Origin of the sequence: Pseudomonas sp. MF6767, assembly GCF_016405475.1 — a bacterium.
GTDB lineage: Bacteria > Pseudomonadota > Gammaproteobacteria > Pseudomonadales > Pseudomonadaceae > Aquipseudomonas > Aquipseudomonas paracarnis.
Window position 1 is genome coordinate 640,525 of the sequence record NZ_JAEKCY010000002.1, and the last position, 15,275, is coordinate 655,799.

General features: G+C 60.3%; 13 protein-coding genes. 8 read left to right on the forward strand and 5 right to left on the reverse strand.

All coding sequences use genetic code 11. The features are described 5' to 3' along the window. Nucleotides 1-35: 35 nt before the first annotated feature. A complete protein-coding gene (locus JFT58_RS06000; protein WP_054895757.1) occupies nucleotides 36-1,004 on the reverse strand; it encodes a hypothetical protein in 969 nt (322 codons plus the stop codon). Between the two features lie 203 nt (nucleotides 1,005-1,207). Here JFT58_RS06000 and JFT58_RS06005 point away from each other — a divergent pair, with 203 nt between their 5' ends. Together JFT58_RS06005 and JFT58_RS06010 are read left to right on the forward strand one after the other, a co-directional pair. Further along, nucleotides 1,208-2,704, forward strand: coding sequence for a PAS domain S-box protein (locus tag JFT58_RS06005; protein WP_014717983.1), 1,497 nt, complete (start codon nucleotides 1,208-1,210; stop codon nucleotides 2,702-2,704). Nucleotides 2,705-2,806: 102 nt separating this feature from the next. After that, nucleotides 2,807-3,079, forward strand: a complete 273-nt coding sequence (locus tag JFT58_RS06010; protein WP_003190355.1) for a DUF1652 domain-containing protein — start codon at nucleotides 2,807-2,809, stop codon at nucleotides 3,077-3,079. Here JFT58_RS06010 and JFT58_RS06015 read toward each other — a convergent pair. The 3 genes from JFT58_RS06015 to JFT58_RS06025 all read right to left on the reverse strand — a co-directional run bounded on the left by JFT58_RS06015 (nucleotide 3,042) and on the right by JFT58_RS06025 (nucleotide 5,341). Beyond that, the gene (locus tag JFT58_RS06015; RefSeq protein ID WP_034127072.1) at nucleotides 3,042-4,235 is read right to left on the reverse strand and encodes an MFS transporter; all 1,194 of its coding nucleotides are present in this window, start codon (nucleotides 4,233-4,235) and stop codon (nucleotides 3,042-3,044) included. The genes JFT58_RS06010 and JFT58_RS06015 overlap by 38 nt on opposite strands. Nucleotides 4,236-4,323: 88 nt before the next feature. Then, on the reverse strand, nucleotides 4,324-4,632 hold the full coding sequence (locus JFT58_RS06020; protein ID WP_054895758.1) for an RcnB family protein: 309 nt from the start codon (nucleotides 4,630-4,632) through the stop codon (nucleotides 4,324-4,326). A gap of 217 nt (nucleotides 4,633-4,849) precedes the next feature. Beyond that, the gene (locus JFT58_RS06025) at nucleotides 4,850-5,341 is read right to left on the reverse strand and encodes an REP-associated tyrosine transposase (RefSeq protein WP_054895759.1); all 492 of its coding nucleotides are present in this window, start codon (nucleotides 5,339-5,341) and stop codon (nucleotides 4,850-4,852) included. A gap of 269 nt (nucleotides 5,342-5,610) precedes the next feature. Between JFT58_RS06025 and JFT58_RS06030 the strand changes: the two genes are divergently transcribed. From JFT58_RS06030 to JFT58_RS06045, 4 genes are all read left to right on the forward strand, one after another. Next, nucleotides 5,611-6,168 (forward strand): helix-turn-helix domain-containing protein, encoded by a 558-nt coding sequence (locus JFT58_RS06030; protein ID WP_054895760.1) that lies wholly within the window; start codon nucleotides 5,611-5,613, stop codon nucleotides 6,166-6,168. 11 nt (nucleotides 6,169-6,179) lie between these two features. Continuing rightward, nucleotides 6,180-7,526, forward strand: coding sequence for a glutamine synthetase family protein (locus JFT58_RS06035; protein WP_054895761.1), 1,347 nt, complete (start codon nucleotides 6,180-6,182; stop codon nucleotides 7,524-7,526). A 19-nt stretch (nucleotides 7,527-7,545) separates the two neighbouring features. Further along, nucleotides 7,546-8,646 (forward strand): DNA alkylation repair protein, encoded by a 1,101-nt coding sequence (locus JFT58_RS06040; RefSeq protein WP_054895762.1) that lies wholly within the window; start codon nucleotides 7,546-7,548, stop codon nucleotides 8,644-8,646. 147 nt (nucleotides 8,647-8,793) lie between these two features. Further along, entirely contained in the window at nucleotides 8,794-10,653 is a 1,860-nt protein-coding gene (locus JFT58_RS06045) for a DUF3857 domain-containing transglutaminase family protein (RefSeq protein ID WP_054895763.1), read from the forward strand. A 132-nt stretch (nucleotides 10,654-10,785) separates the two neighbouring features. Here the strand turns inward: JFT58_RS06045 and JFT58_RS06050 are convergent, their stop codons facing one another. Next, the gene (locus JFT58_RS06050; RefSeq protein ID WP_034127066.1) at nucleotides 10,786-11,679 is read right to left on the reverse strand and encodes a LysR family transcriptional regulator; all 894 of its coding nucleotides are present in this window, start codon (nucleotides 11,677-11,679) and stop codon (nucleotides 10,786-10,788) included. A 128-nt stretch (nucleotides 11,680-11,807) separates the two neighbouring features. Between JFT58_RS06050 and JFT58_RS06055 the strand changes: the two genes are divergently transcribed. Then, nucleotides 11,808-13,475 (forward strand): GMC family oxidoreductase, encoded by a 1,668-nt coding sequence (locus JFT58_RS06055; RefSeq protein WP_054895764.1) that lies wholly within the window; start codon nucleotides 11,808-11,810, stop codon nucleotides 13,473-13,475. Nucleotides 13,476-13,566: 91 nt separating this feature from the next. After that, nucleotides 13,567-15,189: an MFS transporter gene (locus JFT58_RS06060; RefSeq protein WP_054895765.1), complete on the forward strand. Its 1,623-nt coding sequence runs from the start codon at nucleotides 13,567-13,569 to the stop codon at nucleotides 15,187-15,189. Nucleotides 15,190-15,275: the final 86 nt, after the last annotated feature.

The following is a 15,275-nucleotide window of genomic DNA, read 5'->3' on the forward strand; positions in this document are numbered from 1 at the left end:
CCTTCACACCGGCGGCGTCCTTGCCGCAGACATCTTTAAGCCAAAGGCACGCGACGGGTAGTCAGCGCGATACGACCAATAAAGAAGCTCAACGCCGCACCCAACAGCAGCATGGCCAAGGTGCTCCAGGCCGCGCGGGACAGTTGCTTGGCAGCGACTTCACCGGCTTCACGGGCTTTCTGTTCAGCCTGCTTTTTCAGCTCATCAACCTTTTGCATGGCTTGCTGATAAGCCTGGGCATAGTTGTCGACGATCTGCGTGGCTTCTTCTTTGCTCTTGCCAGTGCGGGCCGCGACGATGTTGACCAGCGCCTCTTTATCCGCTGCATTCAATGCTGGCTCGCCGGACGCTTTCACACGTTCGAACCATTGCTTGAGCTCATCACCGGCCTGGGCAGGATTGGTCGCTGCATCGGTAGCCGACTGCTTGCCATCGACAGCTGCCTGATCGGCTTTCTGCTCGACATTGGCAGGGTCCAGTTCAGCCTTGCCGCTCTGCTTGAGCAAGGTATCCAGTTGGCCTTGCAGGCTGTTCCAGTCCAACTCGATGCCCTGCTCGTTCAACTGTTGCTTGATGCTATTGCCAATCCCCGGCGCGGCGGCAGCAATGCCACTGCCCGCAGCAGACAGACCTTTACCCACCACGTTGCCGGCCGTACCGACCACGCTGGAAGCCAGGCCCGCCAACAGCCAAGTGGTGAGCAAGGTGGTCAAGGTCCAGGTCAGCACCCCATGCAGGCCGCCACGATCCGGCGCGGTGCGGCCGGCCACGAACGCGCCGAACGCGATGGCGACCAGAGTCGATACAAACAACCAGATACCCGCACCCGTGCCAAAACCGCTCAACGGGTTGCCCGCTTCCATCGGGTCAACGGCACTGGCGCCAATGGCGGTGCCCAACACACTCAAGACCAGGTAGGTGACCAGTGCGATTGCACTACCGGCCAATACCGAGCTCCACGACACTCGAAACAGCGATCGATTGGTTTCATAGACAGTGGTCATACAAAGGTCCTTTTCAAATTGAGGAGCAAGGCAATGTGCCTTGATGGGTGTGAGTGTGGCGAAACGACATACGTTCAGTCCTGGCCCATATGCACCAGGTGGTCTGGTGCATTCGCACTGCCCCGTGGGTAATTACTCTGCACTATCCTGAAGCCAGGATGTCGTAACCCAATGTGCCTTGCCCTGCCCTAATCGGAGACGTTATGACCCAGGATGTTCTCGCCAAAGAAACCAACCGCCGCCAACTGCAAACCATCATCTCCGGGCTGTCCGACGGTGTGATTCTGGCCGAGGTCGACCAGACCATTCTCTGGGCCAATGAAGCGGCGTTGACCATGCATGGGGTCAGCGAGGTCAAGGAACTGGGCGCCAATACCGAGGCGTACGCCAAACGCTTTGCCCTGCGCTATCGCAACAACCATCCCTTGCCACTGGACAGCTACCCCCTCAGCCGCGTGGCTGCCGGCGAAGAGTTCAGCGATGTGGTGGTGGAAGTCACACCCGCCGACGACGAACACCGCAGTTGGGTACATCGCCTGCGCAGCCTGGTGCTGACCGATGCCCAGGGTGAACCTGAGTTGCTGGTACTGATCCTCAGCGACGCCACCGAATGGGCCAGCGCCGAGCAACGCTTTGAGAAAACCTTCAACGCCAACCCGGCGCCCGCGGTGATCTGTCGCCTCAGCGACCTGCGCTACATCAAGGTCAACCAGGGTTTTCTGGAGATGACCGGCTACAACCGCGACCAGGTCATCGGCAAATCTGTGTATGAACTGGATGTGCTGGAACAGGCCGAGCGCAAGGACCTGGCGATCCAGCGCCTGGGCGAAGGCGCGACCATCCCGCAGATGCAGGCCGAACTGAGACTGCCCGAAGGTGGCAGCAAACTGGTGATCGTCGCCGGCCAACCGTTGGACATGAACGAGGAAGACTGCATGCTGTTTTCCTTCACCGACCTGGAGCCTCGGCGCAAAGCCGAGATCGCCCTGCGCCAGAGCGAAGAACGCTTCGCCAAATCCTTCCGCCTGACGCCCGTGCCGACCCTGGTATGCAGTGCCGACAACCGCCAGGTAGTAGACATCAACGAAGCCTTCATGAGCATCACCGGCTACATCAGCGAGGAATTGATCGGCAAATCCATCGAAGACATCAACTTCATCGACAGCCCCCAGGCCGGCGCGCAGTTGTTCGCCACCCTGGAAAAAGCCGGCAACCTTGAAGGCCAGGACCTCAAGGTGCGCAAGAAAGGCAACGAGGTGATCGACTGCGTGGTATCCGCCGACACCGTGATTATCCAGGACGTCCCCTGCTACCTGATGGTGCTGATGAACATCACCGAGCGCAAACGCTCGGAGCTGGAACTGGTGGCGGCCATCGAGGAAGTCATGCAGGACGCGTCCTGGTTCAGCCAGACCCTGATCGAGAAGCTGGCCAACGCCAAGAGCGTCAACAGCCCCAACCTGCCGAATGTTTCCTTCACCGACCTCACCGCCCGCGAGCGCGATGTATTGGGCCTGATCTGCGAGGGCCTGGCGGACAAAGAAATCGCCTCGCGCCTGAAACTGGCGCCCAACACCGTGCGTAACCATGTGGCCACGGTGTATTCCAAGCTGGGGGTGCACAGCCGTAGTGCTGCGATCGTCTGGGCTCGTGAACGCGGGCTGTTTGCCGGTGATTTGCGCCTGAAAAACAAGCCCTGACCCTGCAAATGCACTAGTGCGTCTAGTGCGAATTCGCCTTATTGAGCGGCGGTGCAAGCAATAACCTTCAAGGGATCGTATTTATGCCTAGAAGGAACCCGCATGTTTACCCTCTCTCAGCTGCGCAACTGCATCGAAGAAGGCCTGTCACCGCTGACGTGCGAATTCACCCTGTGCCGGGACGCGTCCTTGACCCTCAAGGTCTACGATGCCGAGACCGGCCGCGTCGACCTGGTGGTTACTGGCATCAGCACCAACCGCCTGCAGACCCCGCAGGAAGTAGCGAAAATGGTGGATGAATTGCGCTACGAGCTGCAAAGCAACAACGTCGGCAAGCTCACGCTGGATGATTTGCCTTTATCGCCGCTCCCATGAAATAAAACACCCCGCCGGCAACGATAAACGCCCCCAGCATGTAGAACATGTAATGGGCCGGCAGGCTGGCCAACACCAGCCCACACAGCACCGGCCCCAGCGCCGCACCGAGGTTGGACAGGTTTTGCGCCCCGTAATACATGCCCCGCAGGTGGTCCGGGGCAATTCGGTCGATAAACATGTATTCGGCCGGAAACACGATGATCTCCCCGACGGTGAACACCGCCATCGCCAGCACCCAGCCCACCACGCTGGTGGACAGCCCGAAGCCAATCAACCCCAGCATGAACATGCTCAAGCCAGCGATCAGCCACTGGCTCAGGTAACGGTGCGAGATGCGCCGGCCAATCAAGTACTGCAAGGCGATCACTAGCACGGCGTTGGTGGTCAGTACCGCGCTGATCACGGTGTAGGTGTATTCGGCGGTCGTGGTGGTCACCAGGTATTGCGACAGATAGGCCGTGAACTGGCCGAACACCACCGCGCTGAGTAAACCGCCGAGGGTGAAGCACACCAGGCGACGGTCCTGCAGCAAAACGCGGGCGACGGCAAGGAACGGCAGCGGCTTTTGCGTGGCGTCCACCGTGGCCAAGTTACGGTCACCCCAGCGCCCGTACAGCAGAAAAAACCCCAGCCCCAACAGCGCCGACAGAATAAACGGCAGGCTGATATCCAGCTTGGCCACCATCGCGCCAAAGAACGGCCCCACGGCATAGCCGATATTGGTAAGCGTGTATTTGATGGAAAACACTTCGCTGCGCGCGTCTTCGGGCAGCAGGCTGGCGAAGCCGGCTTTCACCGCAATATCGATGACGGCGTAGGCCAGGTTGATCAGGATCAGGCAGCCATAGAACGACCAGATATTTTGCGCCAGCACCGTGCCGATAAACCCCAGCACAAACACCAGGCTCAAGCCGAGCAACAGGCGATAGCTATTGATGCGGTCGACCAGGAAACCACCGTAGACACTGAGTAGCGAACCGACGATCAGCGAACTGCCGATTACCAGGCCGACCTGGGTAATGTCCAAGGCGAAATGGCTGGTGAGGTAGATCACGAGATAAGGAAAAGTGATGGCCTTGGCCAGCGTAAGCAGCAACGTGGCGCACAGCAACAGGTTCACGGTGCGGGGGTAGTTTCTGATGGTGGCAAGCATCCTGCTCTCGTTCTTCAAAGGTAACGCGACCATTGCGGTCGGTTACCTTAACGCAAGAAACATGAAACGAGCAGATGCCCCGGCGGGATTATTTCTTGACTGGCGTAATCTCGAGGATGGTGCCGTTGGTGGTCTTGAGCAGGACGTACTTGTCGCCTACGCGCGCCCACTGGCTTTCTTCTTCGGGCTGCTTCAGGCCGCGCTTTTTCCAATCGCTGATGGCCGACTCCTTGCGCATCAGGATATCCGGAGCGCGGTCGCCTTCTTTCAAATCACGAGCGTTGATGTTTGAAGGTTGCACGGTTTCCTGAGGGGTATCGCCGGCCTGCACTACAGCGCTGACGGAGGAAAAGCTGGCAGCGACCAGCAGGCAAGCGGCTAAGGTTTTCGACTTCATGGGTGCTCCTTCAATTAATGGTGCGTACCCAGATTCCGACCGCGGCGGCGCGTAATCATTCAGCCGTATTTCCCTGTGGCCAGAGATTGCTCCCGCTGGGCTGCGCAGCGGCCCCAATCCATTCACCGCATGTTTTCAGTGGGTACGCGGTCGGGCTTTTTGGGGCAGCTTCGCGGCCCAGCGGGAGCAAGCTCCCTCGCCACAGGGGGGTACACCGTTATAGCCAGGCGGCGTCCCAGAGCGAGTAGTCGCCAACATGCTCGACCAGTCCGGCTCGCAGTGGGTTGGCGATGATGTAGCGAGCAGCCTTGATAAGGTCTTCATCGGCCCGCACCGCACGATCATGATAGCCGTACTGCCAAAAAGCACCGTGCGTGCGACGGGCTCGGTTGATGGTCAGTGTGCTGCGCGACTTCACCCGTTTCATCACTTCAGGCAGCGTCGCGCCTCGCAATTCAAATAACCAGTGAAGGTGGTCCGGCATAATGCCCCAAGCCAGCGAGTTGACCAGTCCAAGGTCATGGGCTCGTTTGAGCTCGGCAACCAATAGCCGCCCCAGGTAAAGATCGGCAAATACCGGGCGACGTTGATAAACCACGGCAGTCACCAAATAAGCTCGACCAGGTTCTGAATAACGGCCACGTCGCAACAAATGAGAGTTGTGCTTGTGAAGCAATCCTTTGCTCCCCTGAATGGTTGAATGGTCCATTCAACCTAGCAGGCACCTGAGATGTCCCTGCCCAATACAGTTTCCCCATATTTCCCAATCCTTTGTGGCGAGGGAGCTTGCTCCCGCTGGGCTGCGCAGCAGCCCCAAAAAGCCACACCGCGCATCCACTGAACGCATGCGGTGAATGGGTTGGGGCCGCTTCGCTGCCCAGCGGGAGCAAGCTCCCTCGCCACAAGGGTTTGTGCATAGGGTTTGCGAGCGTGAAAATAATCGTGTAATTTTTCATGAAATTATTCGAATTAAATTTCATGAACCAGCAACAAGAACTCGCCACCCTCGCGACCCTGATCCATGACTTGCGCAAGCACAAGAAACTCACCCTGGCGCAATTGGCGCAAAAGATCGAGCGCTCGGTGGGCTTTCTGTCTCAAGTGGAACGTGGGTTGTCGCAACCCACCGTAGCCGACCTGACCGCCATCAGCCACGCCCTCGACGTGCCCACCACGTATTTCTACAGCCTGCCCAAACCCAAGGCGGTGGACTGGGTCACCCGCCCCAACGAGCGGCGCACGGTGTATTACGCCAATGGCATCACCGACATCCTGGTGTCGCCGAGCATGCACGGCGCATTCTCGATGCTCGATAGTCTATTGGCCCCCGGTGCCAACAGCGGTGAGCAAAGCATGAGCGACCGCGCCGAGCAGGCCGGTTTTGTGCTGGAGGGCGAGCTGACGCTGTGGGTTGAAGGTGAGCCCAATGCGGTCACCCTCTACGAAGGCGACAGTTTCCACCTCGCCAGTTTCGCCCACTGCCGCTACGCCAACCTGACCGACCTGCCCGCCCGCGTCTTGTGGGTTTACAACTAGGAGCTGCACCCGTGAAAAGCCATTCCTCCACGTTGCTGGCCGAAGTACGCAGCTTTCGCCAGAACCACCCCGACGTGCGCTATGTCGACCTGATCGCCCTAGACATTCCCGGGCATTTCTACGGCAAGCGCTACCCCGTGGAGATGCTTGAAAAAGTCGCCGCCGGCAGCCCGCTGAAGCTGCCGCAGAATGCGGTATTGCTGGGGGTCCAGGGGGGGTTGTTCAAGATTGGCGACTACTGCTTCAACGATGGCGACCCGGACGCCAATCGCCGATTGGTGCCCGGCACGCTCAAACCGGTGAACTGGGAGTCGCAGCCATTGGGGCAAATGCTCATCACCTCGGACGGCACCGAAGCGCCCATCGAATTCGAACCCCGTGAAGTCCTGGCCAAGGTGCTGGAACGCTTGCAGCATCAGGGCATTCATCCCGTAGTGGCGTTTGAGCTGGAGTTCTACCTGTTCGATAAACAGCTGGAAAACGGCCTGCCGCAATTCGCCCGCGACCCGCTCAGTGGGGATGCCGACGACCAGCCCAACCTGCATATCGAACGGCTGTCGCGTTTCAGCGACGTGCTCGACGACATGGCGCAAACCGCCAAGGACCAAGGCATCGACATCACGGTGATCACCGCCGAGATCGGCCCCGGCCAGTTCGAGATCAACTTCGGCCACTGCGATGACGGCCTGCGCGCCGCCGACTGGGCCGCCCTGTTCTGCCGCAGCACCCGTGGCGTCGCGCTCAAGCATGGTTACCGCGCCAGCTTCATGGCCAAACCCTATCTGCAATTTCCCGGCAGCGGCATGCACGTGCATGTCAGCCTTTACGACGCAGCGGGCAATAACTTGCTAGCGGCCCATCAGCAGCAGCCATTGCGCCACGCCGTAGCCGGTTGCCTGGAATTGCTGCCCCACTGCATGCCGATCTTCTCGCCCAACCACAACGCCTTCCGTCGCCTGGGCGGCACGGTCAACGCTGCGACGCGGGCGAGCTGGGGCTTTGAAGACCGCGATGCCTGTGTGCGTATCCCCGAGTCCGACCCGCGCAACCTGCGGATCGAGCACCGCCTGGCCAGCGCCGATGCCAACCCTTACCTGGTGCTGGCGGCAATCCTGGTGGGCCTGGAGCACGGGCTTGAGGCCAAGCGCGAACCCATCGCGCCATTGAACGAAGACCGCAACAGCGGCACCGATTTCCCGGTGGAAATGCTCGACGCCGTGCGCGCCATGCAGCAGCAACCAATACTGCGCGACAAGCTGGGCGCAGAATTTGTCGAAGTGTATTGCGAGAACAAACGCCAGGATCACCTGGCATTTCAACAAGAGATCCATGCGCGAGAATATCGCTGGTTTCTCTGACCCCACCATGGAAATGCAGATGAGCGACCAAGCCGCCCCGGCCCTCAAGGAAATCTTCAACATCGAACGCCTGCAACACATCGCCACCGAAATGACTGTGGTGTACCCGGCGTTCGACGCCAAGGGTTTTCTCCAGCACGCTTGCGTCGGGCTGGCCGAGTTATCGGTGATGCAACGCATGGCCCGGGTCAGCGAGAGCCTGCACGCGGTGATCCCGCTGGATTATGCGCAAACCCTCAAGCTGCTTTACGCTCTGGCACCGCGCATCAACAGCGGCTTTGTCAGCCTGTTCCTGGCGCATTACGTGGCGAGTTATGGCCTGGGTGATTTCAAACGTTCAATGGCCGCGCTGAAGTTTTTCACCACCTTTGGTTCGGCCGAGTTCGCCATTCGCCACTTCTTACTGCACGACTTCGAGCGCACCTTGGCAGTGATGCAGCAATGGTCGCTGGATGGCAACGAACACGTACGCCGCCTGGCCAGTGAAGGCTCACGCCCTCGCCTGCCTTGGTCGTTTCGCCTCGCCAACGTGCAGGCCAACCCCAAGTTATGTGCGTCGATCCTGGATAACCTCAGGGCCGACAGCAGCCTCTATGTGCGCAAGTCGGTGGCCAACCACCTCAATGACATCACCAAGGACCACCCCGACTGGGTGCTCAACGTGATCGAAGGCTGGAACCTGGCCAACGCCCACACCGCCTGGATCGCTCGCCATGCGTTGCGCAGCTTGATCAAGCAAGGCGACACCCGCGCGCTGACGATCATGGGGGCCGGAGCCAAGGCTGAGGTGACGATCCGTGGACTGAGCGTCACCCCCGCCGTGATCCGATTGGGCGAGCGGATCAATCTGTCATTCCAGCTGGAATCCACCGCCACGCACGCGCAAAAACTGGTGGTGGACTACGCCATCGACTACGTAAAAAGCGCTGGCCACAGCGCATCCAAAGTGTTCAAGCTCAAGGCTTTTACCTTGGGCGCCGGCGAACGGCAGACCATCAACCGCGAGCAGCACATCCGCGAATTGACCACGCGCAAGCACTACCCCGGCACGCATCGGATACATGTTTTGATCAACGGTGAACGCCTGGCCAGTGCAGAGTTCGAACTGCTGAAACCTTGACACAAATCAAGCAAAAGGCTCTAGCACGGGCCTTTCAGCCCTATAAATTGTCGAACAATCCTGGCCTTTGCCGTTGAGATCCATTATCATCCGGCGCCTTCTCGCTACCCGCCGGGTAGCTGTTTCAATGTGTCACCCGAGGCGCCCATGTACCGTTTTTCGTTTCACCGCCCTTTGATTGCCATCAGCCTGGGGCTGGTTTCCCATTCCGTCAGCGCAGCCCTGCAACCCATAGCCGAAGCCCCGCTGGCCAGTGACACCGAGCTGCACTGCCACTTCAACCGCGACGCCAGCACCGACTGCACCACTACTTACCGCTACACGATCCTCAAGGCCAACGGCCGCGAAATGCTTTCGCGCATCGACTTCGACTACTCCGAAGCCGACACCTTTGAAGTGGTCAGCGCTCAGTCCACCCAGCCTGGCACCAAGCCCGTCGCCCTGGCCGCCACGCAAATCGATACCCGCAGCGCACCCAACCCGGACCAAGGCTTCAGCCGCGACAAACAAACCTCCCTGGCCTTCCCCAACCTGCGCGTGGGCACGCAGATCCGCTACACGGTACGCCAGCATTACCCGGCCAAACCGCTGATGACCCAGTTCCACTATGTGCTCAAATTCGGGCCCAGCTCAGCCCGCCGCGATCGCTTCAAGGCGCGCTTTACCGCCGAACGGCCGATCCAGTGGCGAAGTGAATTGTTCGACGGTTTCAAGGTAACGCCTTCGAGCAACGGCAAGACCCTGGATGTGGTGCAAAAAGCCCCGACCTACCTCAACTACATCAATGAATCCTCCGCCGCCGCACTACTGCGCGTCCCACGCCTGGAAGTGGGGAGCGCCGTGGACCGCCAGGCGTACTTCGGTGATTTCGCCCAGCGTTACAACCAGATCCTCGGCGCCACCCTGCCGGCGCAAGCCGCCGCCGCCGTGGCCGCCGCACGCAGCCTGGCGCCAGCTGAGCAAGTCGCGGCAATGATGCAGCACATCAATGATCACTACCGCTACCTGGGTGACTGGCGCGCGACCGAGCGCGGCTATGTGCCGTTCAGCCTGGCGGAAATCGAGCAGCACGGCTACGGCGACTGCAAGGACCTGGCGACGCTGCTGACGGCCATGCTCAAAGCCAGTGGCATCAAGGCTGAGACCGCGTGGGTCAGCCGTGGCGACGTGGTCGATGCCCTGCTGATTCCTGGCACCCAGGCGCCGAACCACGCCATCGTGCGTGCCGAAGTGAATGGCCAGGTGTGGTGGCTTGACCCGACCAACCCGGTCTTCGCCCCTGGCCAGACCATGCCCGATATTCAGGACCGCTGGGTGTTGGTCAACGATGCGCAGGGCCAGGTGCGCGAAGAACACATCCCACTGGAGCGCCCCGAAGTCTCGATACGCCTGGACAAACAGGTGCAGTACGGCAAAGAGGGAGATGGCGCGGTCAAGGCGACTATTACCTTCAGCCGCCTGCCGCTGATGCAACTGAGCGTCGCAGACCGCCAGCAAGGCACCACCGCCACCGATCAGAACATCTGCGCCAACTTCGGCAACGATATCAGCGACTGCCAGATCACCCGCGAACCCACCCGCTTTGTGGTAAATGACGGCTACAGCGTCACCGCCCGCATGAACGATCAGCGCGCCCTGGAAAAACTGGCCAATGACTATGTCTACACCGACCCGTCCTTGAAAGACCGCTGGGAGGGCTACATCAACTATCGCCGCCAGGGGCAACAGGCCGACATTTATCTGGGCAATCCTGAAACCTATGACTACACCTACACCCTGGCAGGCGGGAAGATGGAAAAAGCCATCCCCGGCTGCAAGGTACGCTCGCCCTGGTACAACCTCGACCTGGACGGAAAACTGGAGAACGGCTCGCTGCGCTATCACTATCGCCTGAGCCAGAAAAAGCGCTGGCTGACCCATGCCGAAGTCACCAGCGATGCGTTCGGAAAGATGATTGAAGAGGCCCGGGCCTGTGCCGAGCAGGTGCATCAGGTAGTAAAGCTCTAGACTGTCCCTGACACACCACGATCCAAATGTGGGAGCTGGCTTGCCTGCGATGACGGCCGGTCAGCTTGCCCATCGGTGACTGACACACCGCCATCGCAGGCAAGCCAGCTCCCACATTTTAATCCGTGTGTGTCAGCGGGATTCGCCGAGCAACAAGCCCTGCTCCCTTGCGCACAGCTCCACCACATAATCCCACAACACCCGCAACCGCACCGACTTGTGCAGCTCCCGGCGCGAACTGATCCAATAGCTGCGCTGGATACCCTCCGCCGGTAGCAACGGCACCAACTCTCCATCCCCAGCCGCCATGAAACATGGCAACACCGCAATGCCCAACCCCGAACGCGCCGCCTGGTGCTGGGCGATCACGCTGGTGCTGTGGAACACCACCCGGGGGCTACGGCAGAAGCTGTTGAGGAACTTCAATTCCTGGCTGAACAGCAGGTCATCGACATAATCGATCCAGGCATGGGCAGAGAGGTCTTCACGTTTTTCGATGGGCGGGTTACGCGCCAGGTAGGCACGGCTGGCGTACAGCGCCAGACGATAATCGGTGAGTTTGCGCGTCACCAGTTGATCGGCGCTGGGGCGTTCCAAGTGAATGCTGATCTCCGCTTCGCGATTGAGGATGCTGACGAAACGCGGCACCGCGACCAGCTCCACCTCCAAACCTGGATAGCGTTCAAACAACCCGCCCATGCGTGCGGCCAGAAACATCACGCCCAGCCCTTCGGCTACACCAAGGCGAATCTTGCCCAGGGGCGCCGCAGAGTGGGTGAGCTCGTCTTCGGCCAGCAGTGCCACGTTTTCCATAGCTTCGGCATGTTTGAGCAATGCTTCGCCGGCAGGCGTCAGTTCATAGCCCTGGGCGTGCTGCACGAACAGCGCCGTGCCGAGGCTTTTCTCGATGGCGTCGATGTGCCGCGCCACGGTGGCATGCGTGGTTTTCAGGCGTTGGGCGGCGGTGAGCAGGCGGCCACTGCGCTGCAACTCGAGAAAAAACCGCAGGTCATTCCAGTCGAACATATCGCCTCCAGAGCCTGGGCCCGCCGGCGTTGTTTAAAAACGCACAGCGGGTGGGTAAAAACTAACATTTTTAAGACGAAAACTAACAACTAGGATGGGCCCAATAAGAAAAACAAGCGAGACCCCAGATGCCCAATGCAACTGCTGAATACGATTACATCGTCGTCGGCGCCGGCCCTGCCGGATGCCTGCTGGCCAATCGTCTGTCCGTCAACCCGGCTCACCGTGTCCTGCTGCTGGAAGCCGGTGGCCGCGACAACTACCCCTGGATCCATATCCCCGTCGGCTATCTGTTCTGCATCGGCAACCCACGCACCGACTGGTGCTTCAAGACCCAACCTCAAGCCGGCCTGCAGGGGCGCGCCTTGAGTTACCCACGGGGCAAAGTGCTGGGCGGCTGCTCGTCCATCAACGGCATGATCTACATGCGTGGCCAGGCCCAGGACTACGATGGCTGGGCGGCGGCGGGCAACGCGGGCTGGGCTTGGAAAGACGTACTGCCGCTGTTCAAACAGAGCGAAAACCATTTTGCCGGCGGCTCTGAATTCCACAACGAGGGCGGTGAGTGGCGCGTCGAGCAACAGCGCCTGTCGTGGCCGATCCTCGATGCGTTTCGTGAAGCGGCTGCCCAAAGCGGCATCGCCAATATCAATGACTTCAACCAGGGCGACAACGAGGGCTGCGGTTACTTCCAGGTCAACCAGAAAGCCGGTGTGCGCTGGAATGCGGCCAAGGCGTTCCTCAAGCCGATCCGCCAGCGCCCCAACCTCACCGTGCTGACTGAGGTAGAGGTTGAGCGTGTGCTACTGGAAAACGGTCGTGCCTCGCAGGTACTGGGACGCCAACACGGCCAGGCACTGAGCTGGAAGGCGCGCAAAGAGATCGTACTGTGCGCCGGCTCGGTGGGTTCGCCGGGCATTCTGCAACGCTCAGGGATCGGCCCTTCCCATGTGCTCAAGCCGCTGGGTATCAACGTGGTGCACGAGCTGCCAGGCGTTGGCGGCAACCTGCAAGATCACCTGCAACTGCGCCTGATCTACAAGCTGGAAAATGCCCGCACCCTGAACCAGATCGCCGGCACATTGTGGGGCAAGATGGGCATGGGCCTGCGCTACCTGTACGACCGCAGCGGCCCGCTGTCGATGGCGCCCAGCCAGCTTGGCGCGTTTGCCCGCTCCGGCCCGGAGCAAACCTCCGCCAACCTGCAATACCATGTGCAGCCACTGTCCCTGGAACGCTTTGGCGAACCGTTGCACGGCTTCCCGGCATTTACCGCGTCGGTCTGCGACCTGCGCCCCCAAAGTCGCGGCCGGGTGGATATCCGTTCGACCAACCCGGCGGATGCGCCGCTGATACAGCCTAATTACCTCAGCCACCCCGAAGACTTGCGCGTGGCCGCCGACGCTATTCGCCTGACCCGGCGCATCGTCGCCGCTCCGGCCCTGAGCCAGTTCAAACCGGTGGAATACCTGCCCGGCGAAGCCCTGCAAACTGAAGAACAACTGCACGAGGCCGCTGCACGGATCGGTACCACGATTTTCCATCCGGTGGGCACCTGCCGCATGGGCGATGACAAAGACGCCGTGGTCGACAGCCAGCTGCGCGTACACGGCATTCCCGGCCTGCGCATTGCGGATGCGTCGATCATGCCGCGCATCACCTCCGGCAATACCTGCTCACCCACGCTGATGATCGCGGAGAAGGCCGCGCAGTTGATCCTGTCACCCAACACTGCAGGAGCGAGCTTGCTCGCGAAAAACCCACCAGCACCGCGCACCACAGGGCACCCCGCGTAACCATTAACGCTATATGAAGTTGAAAAACACCGGCGCCGAGGTCAGCGCCGACAGTGGAACAACAATAAATAATCACTGTGAGGGACACCCGATGTCAGAACATGCTCAACCCCTGGGCTCGGCGGCCAGTGCAAGTACCGCCAACGAATCAAGAAAGGTCATCTTCGCCTCCTCTTTGGGGACGGTGTTCGAGTGGTATGACTTTTTCCTCTACGGCGCCCTGGCGGCGGTGATCAGCAAGCAGTTCTTTGCCGGGGTCAACGACACCACGGCGTTTATCTTTGCCTTGATGGCCTTTGCCGCAGGCTTTGTAGTGCGGCCATTCGGTGCGCTGGTGTTCGGCCGCCTGGGCGATATGATCGGGCGTAAATACACCTTCCTCGTGACCATCATCCTGATGGGCGTGGCAACCTTCTGCGTCGGGTTGCTGCCGACCTACGCCAGCATCGGCATTGCTGCGCCGATCATCCTCATTGTGCTGCGCATGCTGCAGGGCCTGGCGCTGGGCGGTGAGTACGGTGGCGCCGCCACCTACGTGGCCGAGCATGCGCCACCGGGCAAGCGCGGCCTGCACACCAGCTGGATTCAATCCACCGCCACCCTCGGCCTGCTGCTGTCGCTGCTGGTGGTGCTGGCCTGCCGTTACTTCACCGGCGATCAGTTCGAAGTGTGGGGCTGGCGCATTCCGTTCTTGTTTTCCATCGTGCTGCTGGGCATCTCGACCTGGATCCGCATGAGCCTGCACGAATCGCCCGCTTTCTTGAAGATGAAAGAGGAAGGCAAGGCCTGCAAGGCGCCGATTCGCGAGTCCTTCGGCAAATGGGAAAACCTCAAGGTGGTGCTGATCGCGCTGTTCAGTATCAACGGCGGGCAGGCGGTGACCTTCTACGCGGCGCAGTTTTATGTGCTGTTCTTCCTCACCCAATTCCTGCGCATGGACCCGGCCCTGGCCAATATGCTGTTGATCATCAGCGTGGTAATTGGCGCGCCGTTCTTTATCCTGTTTGGTTGGCTGTCGGACAAGGTCGGGCGCAAGCCAGTGCTGATGCTCGGCCTGCTGCTGGCGACCGCCCTGTACTTCCCGATCTTCAAGGGCCTGGCGCACTACACCAACCCGGCAATGGACCAGGCCAGCCGACAGGCGCCGATCACCGTACTGGCCGACCCGGCCACCTGCACCTTCCAGTTCGACCCGGTGGGCAAGGCCCGTTTTGACAGCCCGTGCGACAAGGTCAAGACCTTCCTGGTCAAACAGGGTCTGCCCTACAGCAGCGCCGCCGCCCCTGCGGGCAGCCCGGTGCAAGTGAGCGTGGGCGATGTGCGTATCGACGGCTTTGATGAAGCGGCCCTGCGTGGCGCCGTGGCCCTGGCCGGTTACCCGTCTTCGGCAGATGTGGCCCAAGTCAACAAGCTGATGGTGGTGGTGCTGATCGTGGTGCTGATCTTCATCGCTGCTATGTGCTACGGGCCGTTGGCAGCGCTGATGGTTGAGCTGTTTCCGACGCGCATCCGCTACACCTCGATGTCCCTGCCCTACCACATCGGTAACGGCTGGTTTGGCGGGTTTCTGCCGACGGTGTCGTTTGCCTTGGTGGTGTACACCGGCGATATCTTCTATGGGTTGTGGTACCCGGTGGTGGTGACGGGCGTGAGCCTGATCGTCGGGTTGTTCTGCCTCAAGGAAACCCGGCATGTGGATATCGAAAACAACTGATACCTCTGCCCTGTAGGAGCGAGCTTGCTCGCGAAGAACCTGAGAGCAACGCGGGGCACCAGGCGCCCCGCGTCATCGTTAACGAC